Annotated in this window: 21 protein-coding genes; 11 read left to right on the forward strand and 10 right to left on the reverse strand. The window is 66.6% G+C overall.

Annotation, left to right across the window (positions count from 1 at the left end):
• Positions 1–3: 3 nt before the first annotated feature.
• The 9 genes from fis to QMX82_RS15985 all read right to left on the reverse strand — a co-directional run bounded on the left by fis (position 4) and on the right by QMX82_RS15985 (position 9,993).
• On the reverse strand, positions 4–321 hold the full coding sequence (gene fis, locus QMX82_RS15945; RefSeq protein ID WP_026083845.1) for a DNA-binding transcriptional regulator Fis: 318 nt from the start codon (positions 319–321) through the stop codon (positions 4–6).
• On the reverse strand, positions 318–1,310 hold the full coding sequence (gene dusB, locus QMX82_RS15950; RefSeq protein WP_208693813.1) for a tRNA dihydrouridine synthase DusB: 993 nt from the start codon (positions 1,308–1,310) through the stop codon (positions 318–320). The genes fis and dusB overlap by 4 nt, the downstream gene beginning before the upstream one ends.
• Positions 1,311–1,465: 155 nt before the next feature.
• Positions 1,466–2,893 carry a DUF3426 domain-containing protein gene (locus QMX82_RS15955; protein WP_282285283.1) on the reverse strand — a complete coding sequence of 476 codons (1,428 nt, stop codon included), beginning with the start codon at positions 2,891–2,893 and terminating at the stop codon, positions 1,466–1,468.
• 109 nt (positions 2,894–3,002) lie between these two features.
• A complete protein-coding gene (gene prmA, locus QMX82_RS15960; protein WP_282285285.1) occupies positions 3,003–3,878 on the reverse strand; it encodes a 50S ribosomal protein L11 methyltransferase in 876 nt (291 codons plus the stop codon).
• A 239-nt stretch (positions 3,879–4,117) separates the two neighbouring features.
• Entirely contained in the window at positions 4,118–5,464 is a 1,347-nt protein-coding gene (accC, locus tag QMX82_RS15965; RefSeq protein ID WP_282285287.1) for an acetyl-CoA carboxylase biotin carboxylase subunit, read from the reverse strand.
• Positions 5,465–5,480: 16 nt separating this feature from the next.
• Positions 5,481–5,942: an acetyl-CoA carboxylase biotin carboxyl carrier protein gene (gene accB / locus QMX82_RS15970; RefSeq protein ID WP_282285289.1), complete on the reverse strand. Its 462-nt coding sequence runs from the start codon at positions 5,940–5,942 to the stop codon at positions 5,481–5,483.
• A 53-nt stretch (positions 5,943–5,995) separates the two neighbouring features.
• On the reverse strand, positions 5,996–6,442 hold the full coding sequence (gene aroQ / locus QMX82_RS15975) for a type II 3-dehydroquinate dehydratase (protein WP_273810220.1): 447 nt from the start codon (positions 6,440–6,442) through the stop codon (positions 5,996–5,998).
• Between the two features lie 117 nt (positions 6,443–6,559).
• Positions 6,560–8,323 (reverse strand): protein-disulfide reductase DsbD, encoded by a 1,764-nt coding sequence (dsbD, locus tag QMX82_RS15980; protein ID WP_282285301.1) that lies wholly within the window; start codon positions 8,321–8,323, stop codon positions 6,560–6,562.
• Between the two features lie 56 nt (positions 8,324–8,379).
• The gene (locus tag QMX82_RS15985; protein WP_208693820.1) at positions 8,380–9,993 is read right to left on the reverse strand and encodes a response regulator; all 1,614 of its coding nucleotides are present in this window, start codon (positions 9,991–9,993) and stop codon (positions 8,380–8,382) included.
• 267 nt (positions 9,994–10,260) lie between these two features.
• On the opposite strand from QMX82_RS15985, the gene QMX82_RS15990 reads away from it, so the two are divergent.
• From QMX82_RS15990 to QMX82_RS16020, 7 genes are all read left to right on the forward strand, one after another.
• Positions 10,261–11,277, forward strand: coding sequence for a DUF2333 family protein (locus QMX82_RS15990; RefSeq protein WP_158890967.1), 1,017 nt, complete (start codon positions 10,261–10,263; stop codon positions 11,275–11,277).
• Positions 11,277–11,828, forward strand: coding sequence for an NUDIX hydrolase (locus QMX82_RS15995; RefSeq protein WP_282285309.1), 552 nt, complete (start codon positions 11,277–11,279; stop codon positions 11,826–11,828). The genes QMX82_RS15990 and QMX82_RS15995 overlap by 1 nt, the downstream gene beginning before the upstream one ends.
• A 143-nt stretch (positions 11,829–11,971) precedes the next feature.
• Complete coding sequence (locus QMX82_RS16000; protein WP_208693822.1) at positions 11,972–12,316, forward strand: translation initiation factor Sui1; 345 nt, start codon at positions 11,972–11,974, stop codon at positions 12,314–12,316.
• Positions 12,317–12,402: 86 nt separating this feature from the next.
• Positions 12,403–14,316, forward strand: coding sequence for an arginine decarboxylase (speA, locus tag QMX82_RS16005; RefSeq protein ID WP_208693823.1), 1,914 nt, complete (start codon positions 12,403–12,405; stop codon positions 14,314–14,316).
• A 64-nt stretch (positions 14,317–14,380) separates the two neighbouring features.
• Positions 14,381–14,635, forward strand: a complete 255-nt coding sequence (locus QMX82_RS16010; protein WP_133861518.1) for a hypothetical protein — start codon at positions 14,381–14,383, stop codon at positions 14,633–14,635.
• On the forward strand, positions 14,632–15,195 hold the full coding sequence (locus QMX82_RS16015) for a lipocalin family protein (protein ID WP_208693824.1): 564 nt from the start codon (positions 14,632–14,634) through the stop codon (positions 15,193–15,195). The genes QMX82_RS16010 and QMX82_RS16015 overlap by 4 nt, the downstream gene beginning before the upstream one ends.
• Before the next feature lie 17 nt (positions 15,196–15,212).
• Positions 15,213–15,707, forward strand: a complete 495-nt coding sequence (locus QMX82_RS16020; RefSeq protein WP_282285314.1) for a YbhB/YbcL family Raf kinase inhibitor-like protein — start codon at positions 15,213–15,215, stop codon at positions 15,705–15,707.
• 17 nt (positions 15,708–15,724) lie between these two features.
• Here QMX82_RS16020 and QMX82_RS16025 read toward each other — a convergent pair whose 3' ends face one another.
• The gene (locus QMX82_RS16025) at positions 15,725–16,528 is read right to left on the reverse strand and encodes a hypothetical protein (RefSeq protein ID WP_208693825.1); all 804 of its coding nucleotides are present in this window, start codon (positions 16,526–16,528) and stop codon (positions 15,725–15,727) included.
• Positions 16,529–16,659: 131 nt separating this feature from the next.
• On the opposite strand from QMX82_RS16025, the gene pip reads away from it, so the two are divergent.
• The 4 genes from pip to QMX82_RS16045 form a co-directional block, all read left to right on the forward strand.
• A complete protein-coding gene (pip, locus tag QMX82_RS16030; protein ID WP_208693826.1) occupies positions 16,660–17,625 on the forward strand; it encodes a prolyl aminopeptidase in 966 nt (321 codons plus the stop codon).
• Positions 17,622–18,059 (forward strand): D-aminoacyl-tRNA deacylase, encoded by a 438-nt coding sequence (gene dtd, locus QMX82_RS16035; RefSeq protein WP_208693827.1) that lies wholly within the window; start codon positions 17,622–17,624, stop codon positions 18,057–18,059. Before pip ends, dtd begins: the two co-directional genes overlap by 4 nt.
• 213 nt (positions 18,060–18,272) lie before the next feature.
• Positions 18,273–19,793 (forward strand): glucan biosynthesis protein G, encoded by a 1,521-nt coding sequence (locus QMX82_RS16040; protein ID WP_410003714.1) that lies wholly within the window; start codon positions 18,273–18,275, stop codon positions 19,791–19,793.
• Positions 19,786–19,983 (forward strand): hypothetical protein (locus QMX82_RS16045; RefSeq protein ID WP_282285321.1); only part of this gene is annotated, 198 nt, incomplete at its 3' end. The genes QMX82_RS16040 and QMX82_RS16045, both read left to right, overlap by 8 nt.

Below are 19,983 nucleotides of genomic sequence, written 5' to 3' on the forward strand. Positions count from 1 at the left end.
GGATCAGAGCAGGTCGTACTGCTTGAGCTTCTTGCGCAGGGTGCCGCGATTGAGCCCGAGCATCTCCGACGCCTTGGTCTGGTTGCCCTTGACGTAATTCATCACGCTTTCGAGCAGGGGTGCTTCCACTTCGCAGAGCACCATGTTGTAGACGTCGGTCACCGGCTGCCCATCGAGGTGGGCGAAATAGTTGCGCAGCGCCTTTTCCACGCTGTCGCGCAGCGTCTGACCCTCCTGCAGGGGAGCGGTCAGGTGCTGCTTGAGGTCGCCGTTGTCACTCACAGGCGCTGTTCCAGTCAAAGTCTCGGTCATCGAATTCATGCCACCTGCTTCCCGGTCGGGGGCTGCGCGAAGAACGCGCGAATGCTGGCGTGCTGGGCTTGGGTGTCTTGCAGTCGGTTGAACAGGGCGCGCGATTCCGCGGCGCCCGGCCGGTCGGCCAGGTACCAGCCGACGTGCTTGCGGGCGATGCGCACGCCCATTTCCGGGCCGTAGAAGGCATGCAGGGCGTCGAGATGCTCCAGCAGGATGGCCTCCACCTCGGCATCATCGGGCGCCGCCAGGTGCTCGCCGGTCGCCAGGTAGTGGGCGATCTCGCGGAAGATCCAGGGCCGCCCCTGGGCGGCGCGGCCGATCAGCAGGCCGTCGCAGCCGGTGTGTTCGAGCACCCAACGGGCCTTTTCCGGGCTGTCGATGTCGCCGTTGGCGAACACCGGGATACCGACCGCCTGCTTGATGGCGGCGATGGTGTCGTACTCGGCGGCGCCGAGGAAACGGTCGTCCCGGGTGCGGCCATGCACGGCGAGGGCCTGGATGCCCGCGGCTTCGGCCAACTGCGCGATGCGCAGGCCGTTGCGATTGTCGGGATTCCAGCCGGTGCGGATCTTCAGGGTCACGGGGACGTCGACGGCGGCCACCACGGCGGCGAGGATCTCGGCCACCAGGGTCTCGTCCTTCATCAGCGCGGAGCCGGCGGCCTTGTTGCAGACCTTTTTCGCCGGGCAGCCCATGTTGATGTCGATGATCTGGGCACCCAGTTCGACATTGCGCTGGGCCGCCTCGGCCAGCATCGCCGGATCGCCGCCGGCGATCTGCACCGAACGCGGTTCCTGCTCGCTGGCGTGGATCAGGCGCAGCCGCGACTTGCGGCTGTCGTAGAGCCGCACGTCACTGGTCACCATTTCCGACACGGCCATGCCGGCGCCGAGTGCCAGGCACAGGCGCCGGAAGGGCAGGTCGGTGACCCCGGCCATGGGCGCGAGAATCAGCGGGTTGGGCAAGGTATAAGGGCCGATGCGTACCATCGACATATCTTTTTCCCTGGCGAATAGGCGCCTGTTCCGCCTGCGCCGGAAACCGGCCGCGGACAGGGGCTGCTGTGCTTGAAAAGGGTTGGGAATGATACCCGCTCGCCGCCTCCGGATAAAGCGCGAGTTGGCTAGTTTATGAGCAATTCACCCTGGCGCTACTCCGGCGAGAAGAAGCTCAGGCTGTAATTCACGGCTCGCGGACCGGGGTCGAGAATGTCCAGGGCGATGTGAATCGGCGTCTGCGGCGGCATCTCGTCTTGGCCTTTCAGTTCGCCATTCAGGTATTCGCCCGGCTTGAAGCGGCGGCTGGCGAGCAGTTGGCCATTGAGGTCGGCGAAGCGCAACTCCAGCAGCGGGAAGGGCTGCGAAAAGGGTGCCCGGTTGTAGAGGATGGCATCGACGCGCAGCGCTCCGGAAAATTGCGGATGGCTGCGCACCACCAGGTTGCTGCTGCGGATCTGCTGCACATCGACCTTGGACGGCACCTTGCAGCCCAGGCTGGCGCAGGCCTGGACGAACAGCGGGCGATAGCTGTCCTGCCGCGCCAGTTCGTCGAAGTGGTAATAGACGTACTGGCCGGCCAGGCCGAGCAGCGCCAGCAGGCAGAGCAGGATCCACAACAGGCGGCGACTCCAGCGCGGGCGCTGTGGGTGGCTGTCCAGCTGCAGCGGTTCGTCGTGCAGGTCCAGCAGCGGATCGTCCTGCCATTCCGGCTCGCTGCGCAGGCCGCTCGCGGCCTTGGCCGGTGGCGGCTCGTCGTCGCTGTCGCGAGCGGCACTGAAGGATTCGGCAGCCGGCTCCTGCCAGTCGTCGAGGCGGCCCAGGCCGGGTTCGGCGCGTTCGTCGTCGTCAGCTTCGACCCGGCCGAGCGCGGGCTCCTGGCGTTCGGCCGGCGCGGCGGTGAGGGGCGCAGGCGGCGTGGCCGGGGCGGGCTTCAGCGGGGCGCGCACGGCCGCGAGCGGGGCCACCGGCGCTACGGCAGGCAAGGGGCTGATGGCAGGCTCGGGCTCGGGCTCCGGCGCGAAGGCCGGCTCGGGTTCGAATTGCGGTTCCGGCTCGGCGGCGGTAAGGGACAGGGACTCAGGCTCCGCCTCGGGCTCGGCCTGCAGTCGCAGCGACTCCGGCTCGGGTTCGCGCGCGGCGGATACGGCGCCGAGCGACGGCAGCTCGTAGGCCTCTTCGTCGTCCTGGGGACGGCGGGCAGCCAGCCCCAGGGCCGGTGCCGGCTCTTCCCGGGGCGTGGTCCCGGCGGGCGGTGCGGCCACGGCGGCAGGCGCCATGGGAGCGACCGGCGCGCGGCGCTGTTCTTCCAGGGCGCCCAGGCGAGCGACCTCGGCGTCCAGCTCCAGGTGGCTCAGGTCCAGTTCGTCATGGGGCCAGGCCGCTTCGCTGGGCGTGGGCGCCGGCGCGGCCACGGGGGGCGCGGGTTCCGGTGCCGTCAGGGGCGCGGCCTGGTTGCTGGCGTTGAACACTTCCAGGCAGACGCCACAGCGTACGTCGCCGTCCGCGGCGGCCAGGTGTTCCTGGGTGACACGGAAGCGGGTATGGCAATGCGGACACTGGGCGACGAGGGATTCGGTCATGGCGAGGCGACAGCCAGGGAGTGAAGCGCGCTAGTGTACCCGAAGGCCCTGGCGAAAGAAGGGCCCCCACCGGGCCGCCGGGTGAGCGGACCGGTGGTGCCATGGCGCATCAGCGGCGGCGGGTCCCGCTGATGCGCACCCAACCGTCGAGGGTGGCGGTGGGTTCCAGGTCGAAGCAGCCGGCGTAGGCGGCGCGGACGTCCTCGGCCTGCTCGGCGAGGATGCCGGAAAGGGCCAGGCGACCGCCGATGCGGGTCAGGCGGGTGATCTGCTCGGCCAGGCCGACCAGCGGACCGGCGAGGATGTTGGCCACCACCACGTCGGCCTGCTCGCCTGGCAGATCGGCGGGCAGGTACAGCGGAAAGCGGGCCGGATCGATGCCGTTGCGATTGGCGTTGTCGCGCGAGGCTTCGAGGGCCTGGACGTCGATGTCAGTGCCCACGGCGCGCTCGGCGCCCAGCAGCAGGGCGGCGATGGCGAGGATGCCCGAGCCGCAGCCGAAATCCAGCACCCGACGGCCGCTGACCGGTTCGCCGTCCAGCCATTGCAGGCACAGCGAGGTGGTGGGATGGGTGCCGGTGCCAAAGGCCAGGCCCGGATCCAGCAGCAGATTGACCGCCTCGGGTTCCGGGGCCTCGTGCCAGCTGGGGACGATCCACAGTCGCTGGCCGAAGCGCATGGGCTGGAAGTTGTCCATCCAGCTGCGTTCCCACTCCTGGTCTTCCAGGCGTTCCAGCTCGTAGGTCAGGCCGTTGGCCAGCAGTTGCACGCGCTGTTCCAGGGCCGCGGCGTCGGTATCGCCTTCGAACAGCGCCAGCAGGTGGGTCTGGGACCACAGCGGGGTGGTACCGAGATCGGGCTCGAAGATCGGCTGGTCCTCGGCGTCCATGAAGGTCACCGAGACGGCGCCCAGTTCGAGCATGAGGTCTTCGTAGGTTTCCGCCTGGGCGGGCGTGAGGGCGAGGCGGACTTGCAGCCAGGACATGGTGGGCTACCTGAATCGGGTCAAAGCGGGGAGGGTAAATGTAAACGGGCTGCCCGAGGGCAGCCCGTTTACTAGGTAAGAAGCCGACGGGGCGAGCGAGCCAGGTCAGGCAAGGCGGAAATCGCCGAGAAGGCCCATTCTCCCTAGGGTAAATGGGCATTCCGACGGGGCCGCCTAGGCCGGGCTGGCGATCCAGGCGATTTCCAACGCAGCCTGGCCGACGCGCAGCCGTCACGTCCTTAGTGGCGCATGCCGAGCTTCTTCTCCAGATAGTGGATGTTCACCGCGCCCCGGCAGAAGGCCTGGTCGCGGGTCAGCATCCGGTGCAGGTCGGCGTTGGTCTTGATGCCGTCGACGATCAGTTCGTCCAGAGCGTTGCGCATCCGGGCCATGGCCTCGTCGCGGGTCTTGCCCCAGGTGATCAGCTTGGCGATCAGCGAATCGTAGTTCGGCGGAACCTTGTAGCCGCTGTACAGGTGCGAATCCACCCGCACGCCGTTGCCGCCCGGTGCATGGTAGTGCTTGACCAGGCCCGGGGAGGGCATGAAGGTCTTGGCGTCTTCGGCGTTGATCCGGCACTCGATGGCGTGACCGGTGATCTTGATGTCTTCCTGCTTGATCGACAGCGGATTGCCAGCGGCGATGCTGAGCATCTCCTTGACGATGTCGACCCCGGTGATCATCTCGGTCACCGGATGCTCCACCTGCACGCGGGTGTTCATCTCGATGAAGTAGAAACGGCCGTCTTCGTAGAGGAACTCGAAGGTGCCGGCGCCCCGGTAGCCGATGTCGATGCAGGCCTTGACGCAGCGCGCCAGGACCTCTTCGCGGGCCTTCTCGTCGATCTGGGGCGCAGGCGCCTCCTCGATGACCTTCTGGTGCCGGCGCTGCAGCGAGCAGTCGCGGTCGTAGAGATGCACGGCGTTGCCCTGGCCATCGGAGAGCACCTGGACTTCCACGTGACGCGGATTGCCGAGGAATTTCTCCATGTAGACCATGGAATTGCCAAAGGCGGCGCCGGCTTCGGTCTGGGTCAGCTTGATCGACTTGATCAGCTCGGCCTCGTCCTCGACCACGCGCATGCCGCGACCACCACCGCCACCGGCGGCCTTGATGATCACCGGATAGCCGACTTCGCGACCGATGCGCAGGCACTCGGCCTCGTCATCCGGCAGGGCACCGTCGGAGCCCGGCACGGTGGGCACGCCGGCCTGCTTCATGGCGTTCTTGGCGGACACCTTGTCGCCCATCAGGCGAATCACGTCGGCGGTGGGGCCAACGAAGGCGAATCCGGACTGCTCCACCTGCTCGGCGAAGTCGGCGTTCTCGGCGAGAAAGCCGTAGCCGGGGTGGATGGCGGTGGCGCCGGTGACTTCCGCGGCACTGATGATGGCCGGGATGTTCAGGTAGGACAGGGGCGAGGGGGCCGGGCCGATGCACACCGATTCGTCGGCGAGGGACAGATGCATCAGTTCGCGGTCGGCGGTGGAATGAACCGCCACCGTCTTGATGCCCAGCTCCTTGCAGGCACGCACCACGCGCAGGGCGATTTCCCCGCGGTTGGCGATCAGGACTTTTTCCAGCATCGTGGGCTCCACGGGCTTAGACAATGGTGAACAGCGGCTGGTCGAATTCGACGGGCTGACCGTTCTCGACCAGCACCTGGCCGATGGTACCGCTGGCTTCGGCTTCAATGTGGTTCATCATCTTCATGGCTTCGACGATGCACAGGATGTCGCCTTTCTTCACCTGCTGGCCGACTTCGACGAAGGCCGGAGTGCTGGGCGAGGAAGCGCGGTAGAAGGTGCCGACCATGGGCGAGCGAGCCACGTTACCGGTCAGTTGCGGAGCGGCGGCTTCGGTAGCCGGCGCAGCAGCGGCCGGGGCGGCCGGAGCCGGCGCGGCGACCGGCGCGGGAGCGGCGGCGTAAACGGTCTGCATGCCCTGGTTGCGGCCGGTATTGCGGCTGATGCGGACGGACTCTTCGCCTTCGCGGATTTCCAGCTCGTCGATACCGGACTCTTCCAGCAACTCGATCAGTTTCTTGACTTTACGGATGTCCATTGGCGTTGGCTCTCCCCTCGGGTTCAGGTGATGTTCTGGATATTGGGTCGCGCTCAGCCGCGGGCGGCGAGCTGTTCGCAGGCGGCTTCCAGCGCCAGGCGATAGCCACTGGCGCCGAGCCCGCAGATGACACCGACCGCCACATCGGAAAAATAGGAGTGGTGGCGGAAGGCTTCGCGCTTGTGCACGTTCGACAGGTGCACTTCGATGAATGGGATGCTCACCGCGAGCAAGGCGTCACGTAGGGCGACGCTGGTATGGGTGAAGGCAGCCGGATTGATCAGGATGAAATCCACCCCTTCGTCGCGCGCTGTGTGGATGCGTTCGATCAGCAGATGCTCGGCGTTGCTTTGCAGCGACTGCAGGCGATGCCCCGCCGCGGTGGCGCGGGCTTCGAGGTCGGCGTTGATCTGGGCCAGGGTGGTGGCGCCGTAGACGCCCGGCTCGCGGGTGCCCAGGAGATTCAGGTTGGGCCCGTGCAGTACCAGCAGATGCGCCATAGCCAACTTGCCTCGCGATTTCGCAACCAGATTGGCCGCGGACTATGCCGCAACCGGAGGTGACTGTCCAGTCGCTAGACGTTTGCCGGAAATGCCCGCACGTTGGGCGAAATTCTTTTAATCGCTGGTGATAAGCCTTTTTGTTTCGTCGAGGCGGGCAAGAAAGCCCGCGGCATCGATTTCGCCGACGATGCGCGCCTTGGCCTGCTCGCGGCCTCGTGCATCGTAGAACAGGATTGCCGGCGGGCCGAACAGGCCGTGCTGCTCCAGCCACTGGCGCTGTTCCCGGGTGCTTTGCGTCATATCGAAACGGATCAGCGTGAAGTCGCGCAATTGCGCCTGGATCTCGGGGTTGCCGAAGACCTCGCGCTCGATCAGCTTGCAGCTGATGCACCAGTCGGCATAGACGTCCACCAGCAGCGGTCGCCCGCTGCCGAGGCTGCTCGCCAGGGCGGCGGGATCGCTCAGGCTGCGCATGACCTCCGCGCGGGCAGCCACCGCGGGTGCCGCGGCGTCGCCCAGCGGCCGCAGGGGGTCGCTGGCACCGCGCAGGGCGCCGATACCGGCCGCCGCGCCATAGACCATCAGGGTCAGACCGGCCAGCTGCGACAGGCGCTGGCGCGGTGGCTTGGGCACGAATTCCAGGGCGCCGAGGAACAGTCCGACCCCGGCGGCCAGCAGGCCCCAGGCGGCCAAGGTCAGTGGTCCCGGCAGCAGGCGTTCGAGCAGCCACAGGGCCACCGCCAGCAGCAGCACGCCGAAGGCGTTGCGCATGCCCACCAGCCAGGCGCCGCTGCGTGGCAGCAGGGCGCCGCCGCCAGCGGCGATGAGGATCAGCGGGGCACCCATGCCCAGGCCCAGGGCGAACAGCGCCAGGCCGCCGCCGAACCAGTCAGCGGTGCTGCTGATGTAGAGCAGGAGGCCCGCCAGGGGCGCCGAGACGCAGGGCGAGACGATCAGGCTGGAGAGCACGCCGAGGGTGGCCGCGCCGCCCAGGGAGCCGCCGCGGGTGCCGCTGGCGAGTTGTTCCAGGCGCTCGCGCAGGGCCGCCGGCAGGCGCAGTTCGAAGAGGCCGAACATCGCCAGGGCGAACAGCGCGAACAGCGCGGCGAAGGGAATCAGTACCCAGGCCGACTGCAGTTGCGCCTGCAGGTTGAGACTGGCGCCAAAGACGCCCATGAGTGCGCCCAGGGCGGCGAAGCTCAGCGCCATGGGCACCACATAGGCCAGCGCCAGCAGCAGGCCACGGCCCGGGCGCGCCTTGCCGGCCAGGACCACCGCCGAGACGATGGGCAGCATCGGCAGGACGCAGGGGGTGAAGGTCAGTCCCAGGCCGGCGAGGAAGGCCAGCAGGATTCTGTTCCACCCCACCTGGTCAGGGGGCGGGGCGGCGACCGCCGGGCTCGCCGCGGAGGAGGCCGCGGGGCCGGCGATAGTCAGGGTGCGGGTTTCCGGCGGATAGCAGAGGCCGCGATCGGCGCAGCCCTGGTAGGTCACCTGGATCCGGCCGCCGCGGTCGGGCGCGAGGGGCAGGGGGATGTCGACGCCGGCGTGATAGACCTGGACGTCGCCGAACCATTCGTCGTGCTTGGGCTCGCCGGGTGGCAGGGCCACCGGCGCGGTCAGCAGGCCGGGGTCGGCGTCGAAGGCGAAGCGCTGCCGATAGAGGTAATAGCCCTCGGCGATGATGAAGCGCACCTGGGGGCGGCCTTCGGCGTCGCGGCGCTGCTCCAGGCGAAAGGCCTGATCCACCGGCAGGAATTGCTGAGCGGGACGCTGACCGTCCAGGCCCAGCGCGGCCGTCGGGCGCGGCGCATCGAACAGGCCGGCGGTGGCGGGCAGGGTCAGCAGCAGGGTGAGCAGGAACAGCAGGACACGCATGGGCTTCTCGGCGATCGGCAGCGGCCGATCATAGCAGAGGCATCCGGTCGGTCTGGCTAGACGTACTGGCGCACGCAATTGCGTCCCGCATGCTTGGCGGCATAGAGGGCTTCATCCGCCTGCTTGGCCAGCGCGGGCATCTCCTGTCCGGGTTGCAGCTGCGCCACGCCGGCGCTGAAGGTGCAGCTGAGTTCCTTGGGCGGCGCCGGATAGTGGATCTCGGCGAAGCGCTGGCGGATCTCGTCGATCAGGCGAGTGGCGGTGGCCAGGTCGGTATCGGGCAGGACGATGGCGAATTCCTCGCCACCATAGCGGCCGATATGGTCGGACTTGCGCAGGCGCTGCTTGAGGAACAGTGCCAGGCTCTTGATCACCCGATCGCCCATGGGGTGGCCGTAGTGGTCGTTGACCTGCTTGAAGTGATCGATGTCCAGCATGGCGAAGGTGATCGGCCGCTGGCTGCGCCGCGCGCGGAAGCAGGCGTCTTCCAGCAGCTGCAGGGTGTGGGTGTGGTTGTACAGGCCGGTGAGGCTGTCCTGGACGATGCGCGCCTGCAGGCTGCGCGCCCGGGCGGCGCGGGTGCGCACCGTGGCGATCAGGTGGCGTGGCTTGATCGGCTTGGTAAGGAAGTCGTCGCCGCCCTCGCTCATGGCGTCCAGCTGCTTGTCGAGGTCGTCCTCGGCCGACAGATAGATGATGGGCACGCTGACGTAGCGTTCGTGCTGACGGATGACCTTGGCCAGCTCGGTGCCGGTGCACTCGGGCATGTACATGTCGAGGATGATCAGGTCGGGCACGAATTCGGCCAGGTGCGCCATCACCGCGCCGGGCTGCATCAGGGTGCGGGTGACGATCCCGGCGCTGTTGAGCGCCATTTCCGTAGCCATCGCCTGGGCGCGGGAGTCATCCACCACCAGGGCACGGATCGGATCGTAGTAGACGGTGCGGGTGAGGGTCTCGATCTTTTCCAGCAGCCGCGCCGAATCCAGGGTGCCGGTGTAGAACTCCTGGCCGCCGGCACGCACCGCGGCCAGGCGAAAGGGAGTGTCGGCTTCCTGGTGGCTGTAGAACAGCACCGGCAGCTTGCGCTCCAGACCGCTCTGGGCTTCCAGCGCCAGCTGGATGCCGGCGCCCGCGCCGCCAAAGTCCACGTCCATGACGATGACCGCCGGGTGGCGGCTGTCCATCATCGCGCGGAAGTCGTCGGCGCCATGGATGATCTGGATGGTGACGCCGAAGTATTCCATCTGCTGCGCCAGGCGCTCGGCGCGCTCGCTGTCGAGCAGGGCGATGTAGATGGGCTTGCGCAACGGCGGCAGGCTGGTGCTCTCCAGCTGGTCGCCCTGGCGCAGCCCGGTGCGCGACAGGCTCTGCATGGCCTGGCTGAGTTCGGTGATGGCCTGGCTGTTGAGGCGGCCGCGATTGGCGGTGACCTGGGCCAGGGACGCGCCGATGGCCTCGGCGAGTTCGGCATGACCCTGCTGCTCGAAGCGCTTGGCATATTGCAGCAGGCGTGCATTGGCGTCGGTCAGCTCGACCAGGCTGCCGGCCGTCCATTCGTCTCGTTGCAGCCGTTGCCAGATCTCCAGCACCTGGCGCGACTGGTGGATGACCCGTTGCGCGAAGTGCAGCTTGAGGCGGTCCCGGCTCGGATCATCTGGTTCGCTCACGAATTGTTCCGTCATTCTTGAGATGGTGGCCCTATGCTACCAATTGCTGGCTGGCAGGGGAGAGGCGGTACCCTGGTTAGCGGCGGCTATGCCGCTCGCATGGACACTGTCGGTCGCTTCTGGAGTAGCGTCCGTCGCCTGTTACCCTAGTCTCGGAAGCGGCTGCCCGGCGCGTCGCGCCCGTACCGCCGGCGATGGCGGCGCAACCGGCGTCGCGGGCGGGGGTCCAAGCGCCAACATCTTTGAAATCATTGCAAGGAATTGCCCATGCGGGAGTGGAACTTGAGGTCGGGATGGCTCCGGCTGGTGGCAGTGCTGATCGCGCTCTACCTGCTGGTCACCCTGGCGATAGGTTGGTACTGGAGTCGCGAACCGGACTTCTTCCCGGTGCAGCAGCATGCCCAGGAGGCGGCCGCGGCCAGTGGTCGCAAGCTGGTGCTCGGCTATACCACGGTCGAGACCCTCAAGCAGGTGGCCGGCACCCTGCTGGACAAGCCGGGCGGCTATCTCTCCAACGACATCTTCCCGCCGGGCCTCTGGCTCGACGACATGCCGTCCTGGGAATACGGCGTGCTGGTGCAGACCCGCGATCTGGCGCGCGCCCTGCGCAAGGACTTCGCCCGCTCCCAGTCGCAGTCCACCGAGGACGTCGACCTGGCCCAGGCCGAGCCGCGCTTCAACTTCGACAACCACAGCTGGGCCATGCCCTCGTCGGAATCGGAATACCGCGCCGGCATCGCTTCCCTGGATCGCTACCTGGCGCGCCTGGGTGGCCAGAATACCCAGGGCCAGCCCACCGCCTACTTCTATTCACGCTCGGACAACCTGCGCAACTGGCTGGGTGACGTCGAGACCCGCCTGGGTTCGCTGTCCCAGCGGCTGTCCGCCAGCGTCGGCCGGGTGCGCCTGGACGCCGAGGTACGGCCGAATCAGGACATCCCCGCCGGCCAGGTGCCGGAGGTGCACGAGCAGCGTGTCGAGACGCCCTGGCTGCAGATCGACAACGTCTTCTACGAGGCCCGCGGTCAGGCCTGGGCGCTGTCGCACATCCTGCGCGCCATCGAGGTGGACTTCGCCGACACCCTGGCCAAGAAGAACGCCACGGTCAACGTCCGCGAGATCATCCGCGAACTTGAGGCGGCGCAGCAGCCGGTCTGGAGTCCGATGATCCTCAACGGCAGCGGCTTCGGCATCCTGGCCAACCATTCGCTGGTGATCGCCAACTACATCTCCCGCGCCAACGCCGCCATCATCGACCTGCGCCAGTTGCTGGAACAGGGCTGATGACACCGGACGCTCGCGAAGCGGCGCATCGCGCCGCCTCCGACCGGGAACTGGTGGTCTGGGTCGATCACGACGACCGCATCCAGGGTGAGGTGCCACGGGCGGAATTGCGTGCCCGTGGCCTGATCGGTCGCTGCACCTTCATCCTGCTGTTCAATGACCGCGGCGAACTCTGCGTGCATCGGCGCACCCTGAGCAAGGCGCTCTACCCGGGCTACTGGGACGTGGCCGCCGGCGGCATGGTGGCGCCGGGCGAGAGCTATGCGCAATCGGCGGTCCGGGAGCTGGCCGAGGAGCTGGGCGTCAGTGGCGTCCCCCTGCGCGAGCACGGCACCTTCTATTTCGAGGAGCCGGGCAATCGCCTCTGGGGCGGGGTGTTCAGCGCCCACTGGAACGGTCCGCTGCGGCTGCAGCCGGAAGAGGTGCTGGAGGCACGCTTCCTGGCCCCGGCGGCGATTCTCGCCGAGGCCCGTCAGCGGCCCTATTGCCCGGATTCGCTGGAGGCCCTGCGCCTGGCCATCGGCCGGGCGGATGTCGCATCCCTGCCTTAATTTCTCGCATTCGCGCCTTAGCATCCGCGGGCGATGCTGCTACATTGCGCGGCCCCGGACCAGCGCGGCCCGTGCCGGTCGGCGCTGCATCCAAGGTTTCCTCCAGGCGCCCGGCGTCTGAATCAGACTGGGAGGAGCGTCCCTTGAGCAAGAAAACCTCGTCGCTGGCGGATCTCAGCCGGCTGGTGTACTCCACCGACGTCGGCCGCATTCGCCCGGAAGAACCCCAGGCAGCGGCCCCGACCGGTGATGGCATCGCCCGGGTCCGGCGCGAGACGAAAGGCCGTGGCGGCAAGACGGTGACCACGGTCAGCGGCGTCCCCCTGGACGAGGAAGCACTCAAGGACCTGGCCAGCGCGCTCAAGCGGCGCTGCGGGACCGGCGGGGCGCTCAAGGATGGCGTCATCGAGATCCAGGGCGACCATGTCGACCTGTTGCTCGGCGAACTCGAAAAACGCGGTTTCAAGACCAGGCGAGCGGGTGGCTAGGCCAGGCCTTCCAGCTCCCGCGCACAACTTACCGCCCCTGGCGGCGGTCCATCCAAAGCAAGATTCCCTACAGGAGATTCCCGCGAATGTCCCCACGACGCACGCGCAAAGATGACGGCAGCCAGTGGACCGTGGCGGACAGCCGCAGCGTCTATGGTATTCGCCACTGGGGTGCCGGCTACTTCGCCATCAGCGATACCGGCAACGTCGAAGTCCGCCCCCACGGCCCGGACGGCCAGCCGATCGACCTCCATGTGCTGGTCGGCCAGCTGCGCGAAGCGGGGTTGTCGCTGCCGCTGCTGGTGCGTTTCCCCGACATTCTCCAGGGCCAGGTGCGCCACCTGACCGGTGCCTTCGATCGCAACATCGAGCGCCTCGACTACCAGGGCCGCTACACCGCCCTCTATCCGATAAAGGTCAACCAGCAGGAAGCGGTGGTGGAAAACATCATCGCCACCCGCGACGTCTCCATCGGTCTGGAAGCCGGCTCCAAGCCGGAGCTGATGGCGGTGCTGGCGCTGGCGCCCAAGGGCGGCACCATCGTCTGCAACGGCTACAAGGACCGTGAATTCATCCGCCTGGCGCTGATGGGCCAGAAGCTGGGCCACAGTGTCTTTATCGTCATCGAGAAGGAATCCGAGGTGCCGCTGGTCATCGAGGAGGCGGCCGAGCTCAAGGTCACCCCCCAGATCGGCCTGCGCGTGCGGCTGTCGTCCCTGGCGTCGAGCAAATGGGCCGACACCGGTGGCGAGAAGTCCAAGTTCGGTCTCTCCGCGGCCCAGTTGCTGTCGGTGATCGAGCGCTTCCGCGCCGCCGGCCTGGAGCAGGGCGTGCGCCTGCTGCACTTCCACATGGGTTCGCAGATCGCCAACCTGGCCGACTATCGCCAGGGTTTCCGCGAAGCCATCCGCTACTACGCCGAGCTGCGCGCCCTGGGCCTGCCGCTGGATCACATCGATGTCGGTGGCGGTCTGGGCGTGGACTACGACGGCACCCATTCGCGCAACGCCAGCTCGATCAACTACGACATGGACGACTACGCCGGTACCGTGGTCGGCATGCTCAAGGAATTCTGCGACCAGCAGGAATTGCCGCATCCCAACATCTTCTCGGAAAGCGGCCGCGCCATGACCGCGCACCATGCCATGCTGGTGATGCAGGTCACCGACGTCGAGCGCCACAACGACAGCGTGCCCGCCAGCGAGCGCTTCGAAGGCAAGGCCGAGGTGGTCCAGTGGCTGGCCGAACTGCTGGGCGACACCGATCCGGAAATGGTCACCGAGACCTACTGGCGCGCCACCCAGTACGTCAGCGAAGCCGCCGCCCAGTACGCCTCCGGCACCCTGAGCCTGAGCGACAAGGCGCTGGCCGAGCAGTGCTACTTCGCCATCTGCCGGCGCCTGTACAACCAGCTCAAGGCGCGCCAGCGCTCCCATCGCCAGGTGCTCGACGAGCTCAACGACAAGCTGGCCGACAAGTACATCTGCAACTTCTCGGTGTTCCAGAGCCTGCCCGATACCTGGGCCATCGACCAGATCCTGCCCATCGTGCCCCTGACCCGCCTGGACGAGGAGCCGGTGCGCCGTGCCGTGCTGCAGGACCTGACCTGCGACTCGGACGGCAAGATCAAGCAGTACGTCGACGAGCAGAGCATCGAGACCAGCCTGCCGGTGCACGAGGTGCGCGAAGGCGAGGACTATCTGCTGGCGGTGTTCCTGGTGGGCGCCTATCAGGAAATCCTCGGCGACATGCACAACCTGTTCGGCGACACCGATTCGGTGAACGTCTACCAGGACGCCGACGGCAGCGTGCGCCATGGCGGCATCGAGACCCACGACACCATCGAAGACATGCTCAGGTACGTGCACCTCTCGCCCGAGGAACTGATGACCTACTACCGCGACAAGGTCGCCAGCGCGCGCCTCACCGCCCGCGAACGCACCCAGTTCCTCGACGCCATGCGCCTGGGTCTGACCCGTTCCTCCTATCTCGCCAGCTGACGAAGCGAACCCTGGCGGCCGGGCGGGCTCTATAGCCTTGCCGTCAGGATGAGAGGAGGCAGTTATGAAGGGGCGCATGGCGCTGTTGCTGGTGGGCGGTCTGCTGCTGGCCGGTTGCGGCAAGGTCAATCAGGAAAACTATTCCCGGCTCAAGGCCGGCCAGACCAAGGCCGAGGTGGAGCAGGTCCTGGGTGCACCCACGGAATGCGCGGGCGCCCTGGGCGTCACCACCTGTACCTGGGGCGATCGCGGCTCCTTCATCAGCGTGCAGTATCTCAACGACAAGGTGGCGATGTTCGCCGGGCAGGGTCTGCGATGAAAACCTCTACCAAGATTCTCCTGCTGGTGGGCGCCGCCGGACTGCTCGCGGCCTGCGCCAGCGGTCCGCGCGAAGTCCCGCCGCTCACCGCGGGCAATGTCGATCTGCAGCGTTACCAGGGCCAATGGTACGAGGTGGCGCGGCTGCCGATGTTCTTCCAGCGCAAGTGCGCCCAGTCCGACGCCAACTATCACGTCATGGCCGATGGCTCGGTGGCCGTGTTCAATCGCTGCCGCACGCTGAGCGGCAAGGTCCAGGAAGCCACGGGTACCGCTACCCCGATCAAGCCGGGCGTGACCGATCGCCTGGAAGTGCGCTTCGACACCTGGTTCAGCGGCGTGCTGCCCAATGTGGCCAAGGGGCCCTACTGGATCCTCTATGTCGACGACGACTACAAGACCGCCCTGGTCGGCAGTCCGGATCGCAAGTACCTCTGGTTGCTGGCGCGCAAGCCCGAGATCTCCGCGGCGCAGAGCGAGAAGCTGCTGCGTATTGCCCGCGAGAAAGGCTACAACCTCAATCGTCTGGTCTGGCGCGAGACCGACGCCCACATGCCCTAGGCCTCAGGAGCACCCCCGTGAAACTCTGGACCGACGCCTTTTCCGATAACGCCTTCATGTCCAAGCGCCACGAATTCGACGTGGCCGATTTCGGCGCCCATGGCGAGAACATCTCGCCCGCCTTGCAATGGGCCGATCTGCCCGCCGATACCAAGAGCCTGGCGCTGACCGTCTACGATCCCGATGCCCCTACCGGAAGCGGTTTCTGGCACTGGGTGGTGGTCAACATCCCGGTCGGCACCCAGGGCCTGGCGGAAGACGCCGGTCGCGCCGATGGTTCGGGGCTGCCCGCAGGTGCGCTGCAACTGATCAACGACTACGGCACCCGTGGCTTCGGTGGCGCGGCGCCGCCCAAGGGTGACCACCCGCACCGCTACATCTTTCAGCTGCATGCGCTCAAGGTCGATCAGCTGCCGGTGCCGGCGGACGCGACCAATGCGGTCGGCCGCTTCATGATCCACCTCAATCAGCTGGCTTCGGCGGCCTACACCGGTCTCTACGAAATCAAGTAACGCCGCGTACGGACGGGCTAGAACTCGTCCGTCGAGTTCGCCAGGCGGATACCGGCTGCACGCATCTCGGCCAGGAACGCCTCGCCCTGGGCTTCGAAGCCCGGCACCGAATGACTGCAATCGGTGAGCAGCATCAGGTCCTGGCGCCGTTCCGGCGGCCAGCAGTCCAGCAGGTCACGCAGGGTACTGGCCACGCAGTGCGACAGCGCCTCGCCCGCCACCAGCAGGGTGTCGGCGGCCTGCAACCGGGCGATCAGTCCGGCGTCCACCGCAGTGCCCGGGTCCGCCGGATCCAGAACCTCGGCGCGCAGCGCCGAATAATGTTCGGTGTGGGGATTGCCGCCCTTGGCGATGAATTCCACCAGACGTCCCTGCTGGCGTCCCCAGGCATTGAGCGCCTGGTGGACATCCTGCTGTACGCCATGGCCCCAGCCACCCACCAGGCAGTGCTCCGGCCAGATCACCAGGCGATAGCGACCCCCGGCTTCCAGGGCCTGCACATAGGCCAGTGCACGGGTGCGCTCGGCCGGATCGCGGGTCTGCCAGCGACCGCTGGCCACGTCGTCCGCGCTGATCTGGGTAAAGGGCGCCGGCGGCCGGCCCTGGGCATCCTGCCAGCCGTGCGGGTGGGCAATGTGCAGCGGCTGGTGGGAATCCAGGGTCACCCGGACCGCGGTGAGTCGGGTACCCAGGCGTTCGATCAGGGCGGCGACACGCTGCAGCCCGGCCACCGCGCCGGGCACCGGCAGGGCCGCCCCCGGCAGGTCGCAGAAATCGTTTTGTGGATCGATCAGCAGCAATTGCAGCTTGGCATGGGACATGGCGATCTCCTTGGCGACAGGCTGTCGATGGTGCGGGCGCCGCTGGACGCGAGGCAAGCCCGGGCAGCGTAGAAACCCGGTAAGGTGCAGGTCTATGATGAAGGGGCCGACCCTGCCCCGCGGAGCGCGACATGCTGAATCTGTACCCGGAAATCAAGCCTTACGCCCGCCACGAACTGGCCGTCGAAGCCCCCCATCTGCTCTATGCCGACGAGAGTGGTTCCCCTGACGGTCTGCCGGTGCTGTTCATCCATGGTGGACCCGGCTCCGGATGCGATCGCCTGAGCCGGCGCTTCTTCGATCCCAATCTCTATCGCATCGTCACCTTCGATCAGCGCGGCTGCGGGCGCTCCACCCCCTATGCCAGCCTGGAGAACAACACCACCTGGCACCTGGTCGAGGACATCGAGCGCCTGCGCGAACACCTGGGTATCGAGCAGTGGGTACTGTTCGGCGGCTCCTGGGGTTCCACCCTGGCCCTGGCCTATGCACAGCGCCATCCCGAGCGGGTCAAGGCCATGGTCCTGCGCGGCATCTTTCTCTGTCGCCCGGTGGATCTGCACTGGTTCTACCAGGAGGGCGCGAGCCGGCTCTTTCCCGATTTCTGGCAGGACTATCTGCATCCCATCGCCGAGGAAGAACGCGGCAATCTCATTCAGGCCTACTATCGCCGCCTGACCGGCCCGGACGAACTGGCGCAGATGTCCGCCGCCCGCGCCTGGTCGTGCTGGGAAGGCCGTACGGTGACCCTGAGGCCCAATCCCGACGTGCTGGAAAAATTCAGCGAGCATGCCCTGGCCATCGCGCGTATCGAGTGCCACTACTTCATCAACGCAGCCTTTCTCGAACCCGACCAGCTCTTGCGCGACATGCCCAGGATCGCCCATATCCCGGCGGTGATCGTGCACGGCCGCTACGACATGGTGTGCCCCCTGGACAATGCCTGGGCCCTGCACCACGCCTGGCCGGGCAGCGAATTGCAGATCATCCGCGACGCCGGTCATGCGGCCAGCGAGCCTGGTATCTGCGACGCCCTGGTGCGGGCGACCGACCAGATCGCCCGTGAGCTGCTCGATCTGCCCCAGGAGGCCGAGTGAAGGCGCTGCTGCAACGGGTCATCCGCGCCAGCGTCGAGGTGGAGGGCGAGACGGTCGGCGCCATAGGTCCGGGGCTGCTGGTCTTCGTCGGCATCGAACCGGCGGATGACGAAGCGGCCTGTGGCCGGATGCTCAAGCGGCTGCTGGAATACCGGGTATTCGCCGACGGCGAACAGCGCATGAATCTGTCCCTGCAGGATGTCGGCGGTGGTCTGCTGCTGGTCTCGCAGTTCACCCTGGCTGCCGATACCCGCAGCGGGCGGCGGCCGAGCTTTTCCACCGCCGCGCCCCCGGCCCAGGGCGAACGGCTGTTCGGTCACCTGGTGGGCCTCGCCCGTGACCTCCAGCCCGAGGTCCAGACCGGTCGCTTCGGCGCGGACATGCAGGTTTCCCTGATCAACGACGGACCGGTGACATTTTTATTGTCGATTTAGTGAGGGCGCCCCTTACAGCGCCCTACCAAGTGTCTATGATTGCGCAGTTCGAGTTTGAACGGTCGTCCAACCGGGGAATCATTGACCCCTGAGGGAGTCGGACCACTGCCTATCCGTTTCGCGACTATCCGTCGCCAAACGTATTCGTACGCTGATTTAGGAGGCTGCGTGTTATCTCATTCCAAAGTTAAGCCGGGCAAGCAGGGCTTCGCCCTGATCGGGCTCTCCGTCGCACTGGGTCTGTTCAGTGCCCAGACCCTGGCCTTCAGCCTGGACGACGTGGCCGCCAGGGCCAAAGAACTCTCCGGCCAGAAATTCGTCGCGCCCAAGAGCAACCTGCCCGCATCTTTCAGCGGCATGAAGTATGCCGACTATCAGCAGATCACCTTCAATCAGGACAAGGCCTACTGGAAGGATGCCAAGACGCCCTTCCGGCTGAATTTCTATCACGAGGGCATGCACTACAGCGTGCCGGTGAAGATCAACGAGGTCACGGCCAACAACGTCGAAGAGATCAAATACGATCCCTCGATGTTCAACTTCGGCAACCTGCAGATCGACCAGGCACAGCTCAAGGATCTCGGCTTCGCCGGATTCAAGGTGCTCTATCCGCTGAACAAGGCGGACAAGCATGACGAGCTGATGACCATGCTCGGTGCCAGCTATTTCCGTGTGATCGGCAAGAACCAGGTCTATGGCCTGTCTGCCCGCGGTCTGGCCATCGACACCGCCTTGCCGTCCGGCGAGGAATTCCCGCGCTTCACCGAGTTCTGGGTCGAACAGCCCCAGTCGGATCGCCGCAACCTGGTGATCTATGCACTGCTCGATTCGCCGCGGGCCACCGGTGCCTATCGTTTCGTGCTGACGCCTGGCAAGGACAGCACCGTGGACGTCGAAGCCAAGGTGTTCCTGCGCGACAACGTCAACAAGCTCGGCATCGCGCCGCTGACCAGCATGTACCTGTTCGGTCCCAACCAGCCGAGCGCCCAGGTCAACTATCGTCCGGCCCTGCACGACTCCAATGGCCTGGCGATCCACGCCGGCAACGGCGAGTGGCTGTGGCGTCCGCTGAACAACCCGCGTCGCCTCTCGGTCAGCACCTACACCATCGAGAATCCGCGTGGTTTCGGTCTGCTGCAGCGCGGCCACGAGTTCTACAAGTACCAGGACCTCGACGAGCGCTACGACAAGCGTCCCAGTGGCTGGGTCGAGCCCAAGGGCGACTGGGGCAAGGGTCATGTCGAACTGGTGGAAATCCCCACTCCGGACGAGACCAACGACAACATCGTGGCCTTCTGGACGCCGGACACCCTGCCGGAGAAGGGCCAGCCGATCGATGTCAGCTATCGCCTGCACTTCACCACCGACGAACCCAACCTGCACACCAAGGACCTGGCCTGGGTCGCTCAGACTCGCCTGTCCACCGGCGATGTGCGCCAGTCCAACCTGGTCCGTCAGACCGATGGCAGCCTGGCCTACATCATCGATTTCGAAGGGCCGAATCTCGACGATCTGCCCGAGGATTCGCAGGTCGGCTCCCAGGTCAGCCTGGACGCCAACGGTGAACTGGTCGAGAACTCTGTGCGCTACAACCCGGTTACCAAGGGCTATCGCCTGACCCTGAGACTCAAGGTCAAGGATCAGACCAAGCCGGTGGAAATGCGCGCCAACCTCGCCCAGGGTGATAAACCGCTCAGCGAAACCTGGACTTACCAGCTACCTGCCAATGAATAACAGCACCCGCGATACCTCGGTCGCCGCCACTGGCGACTACCTCGAACACCTGCCGTTGCCCACCGGGCAGCGGCAGGCGCTGGACCAGACGGCCGACGTCGAGTCGCTGCACCGGCAACTGGCCGGTGCCCGCGGCGAGGGCGCCCAGGGCGCCGACGCGGTGATCGCCTCCACCGAGGCGCGCCTGGCC

This window comes from Pseudomonas sp. PS02302 (assembly GCF_029959585.1).
GTDB lineage: Bacteria > Pseudomonadota > Gammaproteobacteria > Pseudomonadales > Pseudomonadaceae > Chryseomonas > Chryseomonas aestiva.